Source organism: Synechococcus sp. OH2 (assembly GCF_047462155.1).
Classification (GTDB): domain Bacteria; phylum Cyanobacteriota; class Cyanobacteriia; order Thermostichales; family Thermostichaceae; genus Thermostichus.
On sequence record NZ_JANSIR010000122.1, the window covers coordinates 23,884 to 36,817 of the forward strand.

The window sequence follows — 12,934 nt, forward strand, 5'->3', positions numbered from 1 at the left end:
AGCCACCATCTCGGGATAGCTGACCCAGTAGGGGACGGGCAGGATCACCTCGTCGCCGGGATCCAGGAGTACCATGGCCAGGTTAAACAGGGCTTGCTTGCCGCCGTTGCTAATCAGAATCTGGTCGGGGCTGTAGTCCAAGCCGTTTTCTCGCCACAACTTGTCCGCCACTGCCTGGCGCAGGGCAGGGATCCCAGCGGTGGGGCCGTAGCGGGTTTTGCCCTCTTCCAGGGCGCGGATGGCGGCAGCCCGAATGTGCTCAGGGGTGTCGAAGTCCGGCTCGCCGGCGCTCAGGATACAGACATCCAGACCCTCTGCCCGCATAGCCTTGGCCAGAGCCGAAATCGACAGCGTTGCAGAGGGAGAGAGGCGAGCAACCCGTTGGGACAAGCCGGCAGCAGACACCATCAGTTGGGGATCCTGGGATAGCAGGTTGGGTTAGTTTTAGGCAGTTAGGCCACCGCTGTCAAGAGGCGGCTGCCATCCACCAGCAGCAGCTCATGGCCCTCCCGCTCCGCTAACAGATCCCAGAACTCCCCGGCGGCGGCTCCCGGCAAGAACCCTTCCAGACGCAGTTGTAGGGGGGGGAACTGCTTGTTCCCTTGGGGCTTGCGCCGCACCGTCACCCAGATGAAGCCGTCGTGGGGCTCGACGATGCCGCGAATGTTAAAGCCCTCCTCTGCATCCTCAGGGGCAGGCAGAAAGGGCTCGTCCTCTAGATCTGGATCTTGCTCCTCCTCCGGCAAGGCCAGGATGCGGATAACGCTCAGGCCCAAGGTGCCGCCCGACCGCGGCTGCGGCTGCACGTAGTACCAGTAAGTGTGGCCGCTCTCGATGCAATAGGTGAAAGGGCGCAGCAGCTCGGCACGGCCAGGGGTGGCTGGATACTCTACGCCATCGGTGTCAACCAGCGTCGCCTGGGCGTAGGTCTCTGGGATCGATTTGAGGGATCCCTTGATCAAGCCCAGCGCGCGGAACTGGTAGGGGTGGGCGGGCGGGGGCAGTGGATTCATAGGACTCGGACTCAGTGACAGGATGGGAGGCCACAAGCGTAGGGTCTACAAGTCTATCTCATGACAGCGGCCATCTCAGAAGTATGGGCGGCTGCTAATCCAGCAAAAATTGCACCCACTTCGGTGGCGGCGGCAGCGGACAGCGGAAATGCTCCATCACCAGAGCTGCCACCAAATGCACCGTGAAGACGTAGACCAGGGAGTTAAAGGCAATAAACCCGACCACCACCCCCTGAACCATCCAAGGTTCTGCCACCCAGTACACGCCCAGCCTAGCCAGAGACACATCCAGCAGCCAGTTGGTCAGGCCGGTGAGTTGGATGGTGACATAAGTCCAAAGGTTTTCCCCCACCAGCAGAGAAGAGAGCAGCAACTGGAAAACTAGGCCGAAAGCGCTGAGGGCAGCGCCGCTGGTTACCGAGACATACCAGGAAAGGCGCCGCCGCCATAGGCGGGCACACCAGTAGCCCAGTAGGCCGTAGGGAATGACGTAGAGAATGCTGCGCGTGGGCCCCATCAGCACCGTCAGCAGCAGAGCAGAGACCGCCAGCGCCATCGCCCCGGTGCGGGGATCCCAGCGCATCACCGCCAGCGCCACTGGGATAGGGAAAAACAGACGCATAAACGGCGCCAGCGGCGTGTAGCTCAAGATCCAGATCAAAGCGGCAGTGCTGGCTAAGAAAGCCGTTTCCACCACCCTCAAGGCAGGAGAAGGGGGTGGTGAGGGGGGTAGGGGGGGAAAATCATCCTGCACAGGAGGCCCAGCAAGGAAAAGACCACTGTTCCCAGCTTAGGCCAGCACCTGCTAAGTGGGCCGAGGGGAATCTTGAACAGTTTTGGCTTTGTTCCAGGCGCAAGCTCTGGCCCCCTCCCAGCCCACCTGCCAAACTTGGCCTGCTACTGCCACCACATCTCCCCGGCGCAACTTGCGCCCTCGCCGGGTTTCCACCTCGCCGTTGACCCGCACCTGCCCCGCCTGGATGAGCTGCTTGGCCTGTCCGCCAGTGGGCACAACTCCCGTCAGCTTGAGAAATTGATCCAGCTTGATGAGGGGATCCCCTGCTGGAGAAGCTTGGGAAGGTGGAAGAGTCTCGGCCATAATCTCACCGTTCTGGCTTGGATGTCGGCTGATCCAACTTTTGATCTTGACGCTGCTGCTCTGCCGGGGTGGCTGGCCCAGGGATCCCCTAGGGCTGCGGGCTATCGGCAGCAGCCGCAGCGGTCGGCTCGCCTTCGGCAGACCAAAACTCATAGGCAGCCTCGGAGAGTTTGGCGATTAGCTCTTCGGCTTTGGGATCGTTGGGAGTTTCCCGCTTTACCCACACTGCTGCCACGTAGCGTCGCCCGTTGGGCAAATCGAGTATGCCGGCATCTCCCACCACCGACCTGAGAGTTCCTGTCTTGTGGGCGATGCGCACCTCTTGGCCCAAGTTGGGGCGAAAATAGGAGGGCCGCTGCGTGCGCCAGAGGATGTCCAAAAAGCGGTCGCGGCTGCGGCGGCTGAGCATTCGCCCCTGCTCCACTTGGCTGAGCAGCCAGACCATGTCGCGCGGGCTGCTGGTGTTGGTGCCCTCCAGATCCGGCAGCCACCAAGAAACCTGCGTGTGTTGCAGCCCCCACTGGCGAAACTTTTGGTTGAGGGCTTCCCGACCGCCGAGGCGATCGATGATGAGGTTGGCGGCGAAGTTGTCGCTGACGGTGCTCATGAGGGTAGCTGCCTCCAGGGCAGAGACCTGGGATCCGAGGGGACGGGTCTGCAATACGCCGGCTCCCCCGCCCCTGAGGTCTTCTCTCAGAGTCAGCCTCTCGTCCAGCCGCACTTGACCCGTTTCCACCGCCTGCAAAAAAGCCAGGAGAATCGGGATCTTAATGACACTGGCAGCAGGAAAAACCTGATCCGGCCTCACCCCAGCAAAGGCGCCGGTTTCCACCTCCCAGAACAGGGCTCCTACTGTCAGGCCCGGCTGATCGGCCAAAGCAGCCAAGCGCTTCTGTAAAGCGGGGATTTCCTGTCCTCTGAACAGGTCTATGGGCAAGGTGGGGGGGGGATCCCCAAGCTGCATTGCCTCCTGATCTGGCCGGGCAGGAGTGGTCGATTGCAGCAGTTGCGACAGGCCAGCCATCGTCAGGCCCAAAATCAGGCTTAGGCCCAGGCCCCGGAGCAACACCTCTGCCAGGGTCGGAGACCGTCTTAAGCGGCGAGGCTGGGCAGCTCGTTGGCGCATCCGGTCAATGGCCCTTTGGCGAGAGAAGCGCAGCGGTTGGGGGCGGGAAGCCGAGAGGGATCCCTCGGCAGCCGGGGCAGGCAGCAAGTGGCGAGAAGGGGAGGCAGCCTGAGGGAAGCGGCGCTGACGACGCCCCAGATCCCGAGACCTTTCTCGAGCTGAGCTGCTGCCTTTCCCCTCCCCTGCTCTAGCCATGAGAACGACTGCCTCAACGAAGGTCTTGATGGTCAACATCGCAACAATTTTACCGAACTTGCGTTGGCGAGCCCGGTTCAACTCAACAGCAGGGAAGTTGGCTGCCAAAGCCTCTGGCTAGGCGGCTCCTGCGCTCTAACTTCTTTTGCGACCAGCGGGGGCCCTGCACCGCAGCTTGCCCGACTGGGACCCCTCTTTTGGGGGCGGATTGGATCCAGGCCAAATTGGCTATCCTAGAGATGACGGGGTTGGTCGATGAAGAGAGTTTCCCCATCGCGACACAGAGGGGCAGCTTAGTAGCTCCGTACTCAGCGCTCCGCGCCGCTGACGCGAGTGGCGCGGAGCAGCAAAGCCTGGAAGCAACCTTGGTTGCTCACCAATGGTATAGTTGTTAGCGAGGCGTGCCGTCCCCAGGTGAGCTCCTAAAGTGGTGAAAACCCTGACCGTGGCAAGCGTCTGGAGGATACCAACGTCTCAGCCAACCTGCAAGAACCCCGTCCCGCTGACGCGAACAGAACAGAAAAGTAAGCAGAACCTGGGGGCTTTGCCTTAAGGAACTGTCTAGAAGTGTCTTGACAGCACCTTTATGAGTTTGTTTTTGAACGGGGTAGGAATCCCCCGCCTTTAGGCGGTGGGAGTGTCAACCCAAGGCCGAAGCTGGTGGGAGGCGACAATGGCTAACTACAACCGCGGCATCATGAAGTTCAAGGGGGCCGATAGCCCAATTGTGGTTCTGATCTCGGCCAGCATTGTGGCGGCGGTGGTCTCGGCCCTGATCTGGTGGGCGTTGCACTTCGCTTACGCGGCTTGAGATCCCAGGTTCCCTCTCGACGGACTGGAGCGGAGTCCGAGGTTGCGGTCGCTAGCGAGCAGTCGCTAGGCTGGGGCGAGGCGGTTTTGCAGCGCCTGCGGCAGTCCTTGCAGCGTTGGTACTGCCAGCATGGGCGGGATCTGCCCTGGCGACGCACCCAGGATCCCTACGCCATTTGGGTAGCAGAGGTGATGCTGCAACAGACCCAGGTGGCAACCGTGATCCCCTACTTCCAGCGCTGGATGGAGGCTTTGCCCGGGATCCCGGACTTAGCGGCAGCCTCCCAGCAGCAGGTGTTGAAATTGTGGGAAGGCCTGGGCTACTACCGGCGGGCGCTGAATCTGCACAAGGCAGCCCAGATCTTGGTGCGGGAACACGGGGGCCAGTTTCCCAGGAATTTGGAGCAGGTGCTGGCGCTGCCGGGGATCGGGCGCACCACAGCTGGCGGCATTCTCAGCGCCGCCTTTGACCTGCCCCTGCCGATTTTGGAAGGGAATGTCAAACGGGTATTGGCTCGCCTGGTGGCTTTGCCCCAGCCGCCGGCCCGCTGTTTGCCCCTGTTGTGGCGGCTTTCGCAGCAGTTGCTGGATCCCGAGCAGCCGCGCACCTTTAACCAGGCCCTGATGGACCTGGGCGCTACTGTCTGCCGGCCCCGGCAGCCTCGCTGTGGCCAATGTCCTTGGCAGGCCGACTGCGCTGCCTACAATCGAGGTCAACAGCAACACCTGCCTATGTCTGAGTCCCGTCCCTCGCGCCCTCACAAACAGATCGCGGTGGCCATCGTTTTGCGAGGGCAAGAGATCCTCATCGATCGGCGGCTGGAAAGCTCCATGCTCAGCGGCCTGTGGGAGTTCCCTGGTGGCAAAATCGAGCCGGGAGAAACCCCCGCGGAGTGTGTGGTGCGGGAGGTGAAAGAAGAAATTGGCATCGACATTGAGGTAGTGGCTCCGCTGGCCACCATCGAACATGCCTACACCCATTTCACCATCACCCTTATTGCTTTTATCTGCCGCTATTTGGGCGGAGAAGCCCAAGCCCTGCAATGCAGCGAAGTACGCTGGGTCGAGCCGGCGGAGCTGTCGCAATTTCCCTTTCCGGCGGCCAACCAAAAGCTATTTCCCTACCTATACGCTTGGCTGGAAACGCAAGGGAATCCCTTAGAACCCCTGTAATCCGCCAAACCGCTTAAACCCCTCCGGCCTTGCGCGCACAAGACATCCGATAGGATGATAGATGTCCTGCTGAGGTGAGGCACGGATATGCTTGTCACTCTGGAAAAAGCTAGGGAGATTCTCGCCAAGGGATCCCACACGGCGATTACGACGACAGACGGCAAGATCGCGCTGGTGCCTAAGGGGAAAGAAACCCTCAAGCTGACGGCCAACGAAGCCATTAACTTGATGTTTTACGTCGTCCGCTCTGCTGACCCCCCAGAAGCAGTGATGGCAAAACTGCAAGAGGCCGCTGCCAAGGCGCAAGCCCCCGATCCCGCCGAAGAACGCGCCAGAAAATATCGAGAAATTCGCGGAACTTAGCAGAAGCCGGTCGAGTCGGTCGCTCCAGGGCTCTCTTGGCGAACTCGAGTTCCAGAATCAGACGCTGGCAGGGCTGAGGGGAACCAATTTCCCATCTGTGGTCAACCCCAGCAGCATCGGCTCCTGGGGCCGGATGGCCTGGCCAGTGAGGGCGCAACGCTGGGGCTGGTGAGCCGTGGCGGGGAAACTGGCCTGAATATCCTCGGCAGCGAGGGTGGCAGCCTCTGGAGAGTGGCGCAAGACATAGCCCCAGAGAATTTCGCGGATCAAGGCCTGGTAGCCCTGGCCGCCGGCCAACGCCTTCAGTCGTTGCTTCAGCTCACGCTCCAGACGAATGCTGGTCACCTCCATCTCGGTGGTGGGGGTGCGAGGACGGGCGCGGGCATGCATGAAGGGATCCTCTCCAAAAGCTTATACTACTCCTGTAGCACAAGGTGAGCCCTGAGAGCATTCTAGGTGTAGGGATTTTGCCGCGGGTTTTATGGTTGAGCTGATCCCACCTCGTCGCCGCGCCTTGGAGCATCTGCTGAACCGGTTGGGGTTCAGGGATCCCACTTGGCTGGAACAACTGCGCTGGGATCTGTTGGATCAAGCTTTGATTCATCCTTCCCTGGATGGCCAGCGCAACAATGACCGGCTGGAGTTCTTGGGGGATTCTGTCCTGCGTATTTTGGCCACCGAGTTCCTGTTTCAGTCCTATCCCCACTTGTCAGTGGGAGAGCTGACCGCAGTTCGCTCGGATCTAATCAGCGATGCCCACCTGGCGGAACTGGCGGATCTACATGGCCTAGAGCGCTACCTTGAGGTGGGATCCAGCTCCCAAAACGACTTGGCCGGACGGGAGCGGCGCTTAGCCGATGCTTTCGAGGCGGTGTTGGGATCCCTGTACCTAAGCTGGGGCATGCACACCCTGTCCCGCCTGCATCCCTGGCTGGATCCCTACTTTCGCCAACGGGTGGAGCAGTGGTTCCAGGATCCCACCCGGCGCAACCCGAAAGCCGCTCTCCAGGAGCTGACCCAGCGCCTATGGGGCACCTTGCCAGAATATCGTCTGGTGGCTGCTCGGGAACACCCGCCGCACTTCATTATGGAAGTTTGGGGCCATGGTCAATGTTGGGGCCGCGGCGAGGGGCGCTCCAAAAAGGCGGCAGAAATGGCCGCTGCGGCCCAAGCCTACGGGCACTTGCAGTCGCAGGAAATAAGGTAGGCGCCACTACGAGGCAATTCATGGGTAGCGACCGCTGTGGTAGCCGGCCTCTTCTTCCGGCGCCGCCAGCTCGCTCCTGTGGGGAGTTCTCGCCTGCACCTGGAAGCTGGGATCCGCGTTGCCCAGCTTTTTGGGGGTTAGCCTAACAAGGGGGCAGAGCAACAGCAGCCTAAGACAGATGAGAGCGTTGAACCTACGCTAGACCTAGCCAACGGTGCGGAAGAGTATGGATCCCCAACTGGAACAGCGCGCCCGCGACCTGCGCGCCCTGCTGCAGAAGGCCAGCATCGCCTACTACGTCTACGATGCCCCCATCTTGGAAGACAGCGTCTACGACCGCCTCTACCGCGAGCTGCAGGAGCTGGAGCGGGCCCACCCCGAGCTGATTACCCCCGACAGCCCCACCCAGCGGGTGGGAGAAAAGCCCGCCGAGCAGTTCCCCACCGTCTCCCACCGCATTCCCCTCTACAGCTTGGAAAATGCCTTCAACCTGGAAGAGCTAAAAGAATGGCAAGAGCGCCTGCTGCGGGTGCTGGGGCGCACCCCGGAGGAAGGGGAGCTGGAATATGTGTGCGAGCTGAAAATTGATGGCGCGGCCCTGGCCCTGACCTATGTGGATGGGCTGCTGCAGCGGGGGGCCACCCGCGGCGATGGACAGTCAGGCGAGGACATCACCCCCAATGTGCGTGCCATCCGCGCCATCCCCCTGCGGCTGGCGGCAGCGAATCCGCCGCCGGTTTTGGAGGTGCGGGGGGAAGCGTATCTTGCCATTGCCCAGTTCGAGCGCATCAACCAGGAGCGCCGCTCTGCCGGGGATCCCCCCTTTGCCAACCCGCGCAACTGTGCTGCTGGCACTCTGCGCCAGTTGGATAGCCGCATCGTTGCCGCCCGCAAGCTCAGCTTTTTTGCCTATGCCCTCCACTGGCCAGAAGGCTGGCCGAGCGGGGATCCCCCCCAAACCCAGTGGGAGTGTCTGCAGCAGCTCAAGGAGCTGGGATTGCCCGTCAATCCTCTGTCCCAGGTGTGCCGGGGCCTCGAGGAGGTGATCCAGTTCTACGAGCGGTGGCGGCAGGCCCAGCTTCCCTATGCCTGTGACGGCGTGGTAGTGAAGCTCAACTCCCTGCGGCTGCAAGAGGAGGCCGGCTTTACGCAAAAATTCCCCCGCTGGGCTATTGCCCTCAAATACCCTGCCCAGGAAGTCCCCACCCGCATCCGCGCCATCGTGGCCAGCGTAGGCCGCACCGGAGCCGTCACCCCGGTGGCAGAGCTGGAGCCGGTTCTTCTGGCTGGTACCACTGTCAGCCGCGCCAGCCTGCACAATGCCGATCGCCTCGAGGAGCTGGATGTCCACATCGGCGACACCGCCATCGTGCGCAAAGCCGGGGAGATCATCCCCGAGGTGGTGGGGATCCTCAAGGAGCTGCGCCCCCCTGACGCCGTTCCCTACCGCTTGCCCAGCCACTGTCCCGAGTGCGGCACCCCTCTTGTTCGCTCTGCTGGCGAGGCGGTAACCCGCTGCCCCAATCCCGAGTGCCCGGCCAAGATCCGGGGGCAACTGCAGCACTGGGCCAGCCGCGACGCCATGGATATCGAGGGCCTGGGGGAAAAGCGAGTAGCCCAGTTGGTGGAAAAGCTAGGAGTGCGCACCGTGGCCGATCTCTACCGCCTCACCCCGGAACAGTTGGAGAGCCTGGAGGGGATGGGATCCCGCTCCAGCCAGAAGCTGGTGCAGGCCATCCAGCGCTCCCGCCAACAGCCCTGGGAGCGGGTGCTCTACGGCTTGGGGGTCCCCCATGTAGGCGTGGTGACCGCCCAGATTTTGGCCCAGCATTTCCCCGCCCCAGAACTCTTGGCCCAGGCTAGGGCTGAAGACATCGCCCAAATCTACGGGATAGGGGCAGAAATTGCCGAGGCGGTGGTGAGCTGGTTTGCCGATCCTGCCCACCAGCGGCTGCTGCAGGAGCTGCGGGAGCTGGGGATCCCTGCTCTGCCCCAGCAGAAGGCTCCTGCCGTCTCCCAGGTTCTGGCCGGGAAGAAGTTTGTAATCACTGGCACCCTGCCTACTCTCTCCCGCCAGCAGGCCAAGGCTTGGATTGAAAGCCGCGGCGGCAAGGTAACCGCCAGCGTCAGCCGCCAAACCGACTATGTGGTGGTAGGGTCGGATCCCGGCTCCAAACTCAAGCAGGCCCAGGCTTTGGGGATCCCTCTGCTGAGCGAGGCGGAGCTGCTGGCGTTGGATCCAAATTGACATACTCCCCAGCCCCAAAGGGCGGGGATTCTGGTTCTTGAAACACTTCTGAGTCCTGTACTCTGGCGGAACGGCAACCACCACCTTGCCCAACACCTTCGCGCCCGTGGGCCGGAGGCCTTTGGCCAGCCCAAACCGTTCCCGTCCCTCGACTGTGGATTCCCCAAAAAATTTGGGAAGGCCGGCTTGTCCTCGCCCCGGCGATGGTTTATCATGCGATTCAGTGAGGAGTGGACGCCAGAGGGGGAAGAGGACGAAACACGGACAGTCCCTTCCCCTTTTTGGTGTTCAAGATCCGCCCTGGTTCCGCTCCAGAGGGTATCCAACCGAACCCGAAAGCCCACTTACCTCCGACGACCGTCTTTGCCAGAGTTAGGAACATTCCACTATCATGAAATTAGCGGAGACGCATGTTTCCGTTCACTCCTCACACCATCCGCCGCTCGACGTCGAGTCGGGCGGTTTTCTTATGAACTTTATCTCCAATCGCCGCAGAGCTGTTCTCAGCAGCAGGGCAATCTTCTACGGCCGGCTTAGGAAGCCCACAATCTGGAAGGAAGTGCTAGACTAGTAAGTCAGTAAGTTCTGTCCCTTGCAGTATCCCTACGCCTCTCCAGCCGCGCCCCACGTTTGAGCAGCACTGGAACGTCCGGCTTTTTCTAGAATTTGCCAAACACGATAGCCAAGAGCAAACAGCAACGAGGATCCCATGGCCAAGCATGACTCCCACCTGAGATGCTCCTTCTGCAATAAGTCCCAGGATCAAGTGCGTAAGTTGATTGCGGGGCCGGGGGTCTACATCTGCGACGAGTGTGTAGAGCTGTGCAACGAGATTTTGGAGGAGGAACTCTACGACGGCCATACCCGACCTGAGACGGATTCTGTTGCCAAACGTCGCGAAACCCCTAAAAAATCCTCTCGCGGCCTGCCTTCTCTGGCGCAGTTGCCTAAGCCGCGCGAGATCATGCGCTACCTTGACCAGTACGTGATTGGCCAAGAGAAAGCCAAGAAGGTTCTGTCGGTGGCGGTTTACAACCACTACAAGCGGCTGGCTGCTAAGGCCAACCCCAGCAGCCTCGGAGCTGCAGAGCTGGATGAGGTGGAACTGCAAAAGTCCAACATTTTGATCATTGGCCCCACCGGCTCCGGCAAAACCCTGCTGGCCGAAACCCTGGCCCGCATGTTGGATGTACCCTTTGCCGTTGCCGATGCCACTACCCTCACGGAAGCCGGCTACGTCGGCGAAGATGTGGAAAACATCCTGTTGCGCCTGCTGCAGGTGGCGGACATGGATGTGGAAGAAGCCCAGCGCGGCATCATCTACATCGACGAAATCGACAAAATTGCCCGTAAGAGCGAAAACCCCTCCATTACCCGCGACGTTTCCGGCGAAGGGGTGCAGCAGGCTTTGTTGAAGATGCTGGAGGGAACTATTGCCAACGTGCCTCCTCAGGGAGGGCGCAAGCATCCCTATCAAGATTGCATTCAAATCGATACCTCCAACATCCTCTTCATCTGTGGGGGCGCTTTTGTCGGCCTGGATAAGGTGATCGAGCAGCGCATTGGCAAAAAGTCAATGGGCTTTATCAAGCCAGGGGAGCAGCTAGCAGTTACCCGTGAACAACGCCTGGCCGATGCCCTTAAGGCGCTGGAGCCGGAGGATTTGATCAAGTACGGCATGATCCCAGAATTCATCGGGCGGCTGCCAGTGGTGGCTACCCTGGATCCCCTGGACGAGAAGGCCCTCGAGGCCATCTTGACGCAGCCCAAAAATGCCATCCTCAAGCAGGCCCAGAAGTTGTTGCGCATGGACGGGGTGGAGCTAGAGTTCGAGCCGGCTGCCATTTCTGCCATTGCCAAGGAAGCCTACCGTCGCAAAACGGGGGCGCGTGCGCTGCGGGCCATTGTGGAAGAGCTGATGCTGGACGTGATGTACGAGGTTCCCTCTCGCCGGGATATCAAATACGTGCGCATCACGGCTGAGATGGTGGAGCGCCGCTCCACGCGCGAGCTGATCCCTCACCCTTCCACCTTGCCTAAACCTGAGTCTGCCTAGGGTCACAGCCCTGCCGGATCCCTCTGCGTCGGCTTATGATCAGTGTTTGGTCTTGCAAGGAAGGGCAAGGGGGCGCATGGGGCGGGCGGATCGCGAGTATGCGGTGATCGGTCTGGGACGCTTCGGCACGAGTTTGGCCCTCACGCTGATGGAGCGGGGGCACAATGTTTTGGGGATCGACCGCAGCCGGGAGATCGTACAGCGTCTGGCGGATCAACTGACGCAGGTGGTGGCGCTGGATTCCAGCGATGAGGATGCGCTGCGAGCAGTGGATATTCTCTCCTTTGACACGGTGGTGGTGGCCATCGGCAGCGATTTCGAGAGCAACCTATTGACGACGGTGGCCCTCAAAAGTTTGGGGGTGCGCAACGTGGTTTGCAAGGCTTCGACAGAGCGGCAACGCTCGATTCTCTTGCGGGTGGGGGCCGATCGGGTGGTCTTGCCGGAGCAGGAGGCGGGCCGGCGTTTGGCTCAGGTGCTAACAGCGCCAGGGATCCTGGATCAACTGGAGCTGGAGCCGGGCTACAGCATTACGGAGCTGGAGGTGCCGGAGGCGCTGGTGGGCCATACGCTGGCGGAGTCGGACTTGCGTCGCCGCTTTGGCATCACGGTCTTGGTGGTGAAGCGAAAACAATCGTTGGTGGTTTCTCCCCCGGCAGATTACCTGCTGGAGAAAGGAGACCTGCTGGTGGTGTTGGGGGCCAATACCAATATCTCGCGGCTGAACGAGATGTAACGGGGGGATCCGATGAGAGAGGGCTGTGTCCCGCCGTCACAACCCGAGGGGTCCGAGGGATGGGTGTCTCCCCGATCTTCAGGAACCCCTCGCCCGACGCTGCCTCAGTCCTCTTGGATCCCGGCCAGCCGCTTGCACCGGCTCTTTTTTGGGGACAGGCGTCGCCCGCTGCCGCCGCCCCTGCGCCTGGTCGCAGGGTTAGGTCTGCTAGCGGTGGTGGGGACTTTGCTACTGATGCTGCCGGGGATTGGGCGCGGGGATCCCTTGAGCTGGAATGAGGCGCTGTTTACGGCCATGTCCGCCCTGAGCGTAACGGGGCTCTCGACGATTGTGGCGGCGGAGGATCTCACTCTGCTTGGCCAGATCGTCTTGCTGCTGTTGATCCAAATTGGCGGGGTGGGCTTCATGGTTTTGGCGGTGGTGGTGTTCCAACTGATCGGGCGGCGCATCTCCCTGCTCAATCGCCTGGCGCTGTGCAATTCGCTGGGCCTGATCGATCCGGGGGCCATTCTGGAATTGATGCGGCGGGTGTTGATCGGGGTCACTCTGATCGAGCTGGGAGGGGCCCTGCTGCTCTGGGTGCATTGGCGGGATCTCTACGGGCCAGGTCGGGCGGTTTTTCTGGCCATTTTTCACGCCGTGTCAGCTTTCTGTAATGCGGGGTTCGACCTATTTGGGCAGGAGGGGATCCCTACGGATGGCCTGTCGCTGGCGATCTTGGGCACTCTAATTTTTATTGGCGGCTTGGGCATCCCGGTTTTGTCGGATTTGTTAACCTGGCCGCAGGGCCACCGCCCCTCTCTGCACACCCGCATCACCCTGGTCGTGGTGGTGGTCTTGCTCTGCACGGGCGGCCTGGGGATGTTCTTGGCCGAGAGCTTGCCCCAGGGATCCTTGCAGGAGGTGAG

Annotated in this window: 15 protein-coding genes; 8 read left to right on the top strand and 7 right to left on the bottom strand. The window is 61.2% G+C overall.

Translation table 11 applies throughout. The features are described from left to right. The 5 genes from NW835_RS13360 to NW835_RS13380 all read right to left on the bottom strand — a co-directional run. Positions 1-408, bottom strand: a 408-nt coding sequence (locus NW835_RS13360; protein ID WP_414415535.1) for an aminotransferase class I/II-fold pyridoxal phosphate-dependent enzyme, incomplete at its 3' end; no start/stop codon positions are given. Positions 409-452: 44 nt separating this feature from the next. Further along, positions 453-1,013, bottom strand: coding sequence for a hypothetical protein (locus NW835_RS13365; RefSeq protein WP_414415536.1), 561 nt, complete (start codon positions 1,011-1,013; stop codon positions 453-455). Between the two features lie 94 nt (positions 1,014-1,107). Further along, positions 1,108-1,767: a DUF2232 domain-containing protein gene (locus NW835_RS13370; protein WP_414415537.1), complete on the bottom strand. Its 660-nt coding sequence runs from the start codon at positions 1,765-1,767 to the stop codon at positions 1,108-1,110. A gap of 51 nt (positions 1,768-1,818) precedes the next feature. Next, positions 1,819-2,112: an RNA-binding S4 domain-containing protein gene (locus tag NW835_RS13375; RefSeq protein ID WP_414365264.1), complete on the bottom strand. Its 294-nt coding sequence runs from the start codon at positions 2,110-2,112 to the stop codon at positions 1,819-1,821. 88 nt (positions 2,113-2,200) lie between these two features. Then, a complete protein-coding gene (locus NW835_RS13380) occupies positions 2,201-3,433 on the bottom strand; it encodes a serine hydrolase (RefSeq protein WP_414415538.1) in 1,233 nt (410 codons plus the stop codon). A 673-nt stretch (positions 3,434-4,106) separates the two neighbouring features. Between NW835_RS13380 and NW835_RS13385 the strand changes: the two genes are divergently transcribed. From NW835_RS13385 to NW835_RS13395, 3 genes are all read left to right on the top strand, one after another. Next, positions 4,107-4,244 carry a hypothetical protein gene (locus NW835_RS13385; RefSeq protein WP_414365267.1) on the top strand — a complete coding sequence of 46 codons (138 nt, stop codon included), beginning with the start codon at positions 4,107-4,109 and terminating at the stop codon, positions 4,242-4,244. Positions 4,245-4,330: 86 nt separating this feature from the next. Continuing rightward, entirely contained in the window at positions 4,331-5,416 is a 1,086-nt protein-coding gene (gene mutY / locus NW835_RS13390) for an A/G-specific adenine glycosylase (protein ID WP_414365269.1), read from the top strand. A gap of 87 nt (positions 5,417-5,503) precedes the next feature. Further along, on the top strand, positions 5,504-5,779 hold the full coding sequence (locus tag NW835_RS13395; RefSeq protein WP_414415539.1) for a hypothetical protein: 276 nt from the start codon (positions 5,504-5,506) through the stop codon (positions 5,777-5,779). 57 nt (positions 5,780-5,836) lie between these two features. Here the strand turns inward: NW835_RS13395 and NW835_RS13400 are convergent, their stop codons facing one another. After that, positions 5,837-6,169 (bottom strand): hypothetical protein, encoded by a 333-nt coding sequence (locus tag NW835_RS13400; protein ID WP_414415540.1) that lies wholly within the window; start codon positions 6,167-6,169, stop codon positions 5,837-5,839. A 91-nt stretch (positions 6,170-6,260) separates the two neighbouring features. Here NW835_RS13400 and rnc point away from each other — a divergent pair, with 91 nt between their 5' ends. Continuing rightward, on the top strand, positions 6,261-6,986 hold the full coding sequence (gene rnc / locus NW835_RS13405) for a ribonuclease III (RefSeq protein ID WP_414365274.1): 726 nt from the start codon (positions 6,261-6,263) through the stop codon (positions 6,984-6,986). An 18-nt stretch (positions 6,987-7,004) separates the two neighbouring features. Here the strand turns inward: rnc and NW835_RS13410 are convergent, their stop codons facing one another. Continuing rightward, complete coding sequence (locus NW835_RS13410) at positions 7,005-7,148, bottom strand: hypothetical protein (protein ID WP_414377443.1); 144 nt, start codon at positions 7,146-7,148, stop codon at positions 7,005-7,007. 64 nt (positions 7,149-7,212) lie between these two features. Between NW835_RS13410 and ligA the strand changes: the two genes are divergently transcribed. The 4 genes from ligA to NW835_RS13430 all read left to right on the top strand — a co-directional run. Further along, a complete protein-coding gene (gene ligA / locus NW835_RS13415) occupies positions 7,213-9,234 on the top strand; it encodes an NAD-dependent DNA ligase LigA (protein ID WP_414415541.1) in 2,022 nt (673 codons plus the stop codon). Between the two features lie 709 nt (positions 9,235-9,943). After that, positions 9,944-11,290, top strand: coding sequence for an ATP-dependent protease ATP-binding subunit ClpX (clpX, locus tag NW835_RS13420; RefSeq protein ID WP_414365278.1), 1,347 nt, complete (start codon positions 9,944-9,946; stop codon positions 11,288-11,290). Between the two features lie 76 nt (positions 11,291-11,366). Further along, the gene (locus tag NW835_RS13425; RefSeq protein ID WP_011429691.1) at positions 11,367-12,026 is read left to right on the top strand and encodes a potassium channel family protein; all 660 of its coding nucleotides are present in this window, start codon (positions 11,367-11,369) and stop codon (positions 12,024-12,026) included. Positions 12,027-12,089: 63 nt separating this feature from the next. Next, positions 12,090-12,934 (top strand): potassium transporter TrkG (locus NW835_RS13430; protein WP_414415542.1); only part of this gene is annotated, 845 nt, incomplete at its 3' end.

What these genes read in the sequence shown, in the direction of transcription:
- NW835_RS13385 (WP_414365267.1), top strand. Translation starts at nt 4,107, where the DNA reads ATGGCTAACTACAACCGCGGCATCATGAAGTTCAAGGGGGCCGATAGC.
- NW835_RS13365 (WP_414415536.1), bottom strand. Translation starts at nt 1,013, where the DNA reads ATGAATCCACTGCCCCCGCCCGCCCACCCCTACCAGTTCCGCGCGCTG.
- rnc (WP_414365274.1), top strand. Translation starts at nt 6,261, where the DNA reads ATGGTTGAGCTGATCCCACCTCGTCGCCGCGCCTTGGAGCATCTGCTG.
- NW835_RS13380 (WP_414415538.1), bottom strand. Translation starts at nt 3,433, where the DNA reads ATGGCTAGAGCAGGGGAGGGGAAAGGCAGCAGCTCAGCTCGAGAAAGG.
- clpX (WP_414365278.1), top strand. Translation starts at nt 9,944, where the DNA reads ATGGCCAAGCATGACTCCCACCTGAGATGCTCCTTCTGCAATAAGTCC.
- NW835_RS13425 (WP_011429691.1), top strand. Translation starts at nt 11,367, where the DNA reads ATGGGGCGGGCGGATCGCGAGTATGCGGTGATCGGTCTGGGACGCTTC.
- ligA (WP_414415541.1), top strand. Translation starts at nt 7,213, where the DNA reads ATGGATCCCCAACTGGAACAGCGCGCCCGCGACCTGCGCGCCCTGCTG.
- NW835_RS13395 (WP_414415539.1), top strand. Translation starts at nt 5,504, where the DNA reads ATGCTTGTCACTCTGGAAAAAGCTAGGGAGATTCTCGCCAAGGGATCC.
- NW835_RS13375 (WP_414365264.1), bottom strand. Translation starts at nt 2,112, where the DNA reads ATGGCCGAGACTCTTCCACCTTCCCAAGCTTCTCCAGCAGGGGATCCC.
- NW835_RS13400 (WP_414415540.1), bottom strand. Translation starts at nt 6,169, where the DNA reads ATGCATGCCCGCGCCCGTCCTCGCACCCCCACCACCGAGATGGAGGTG.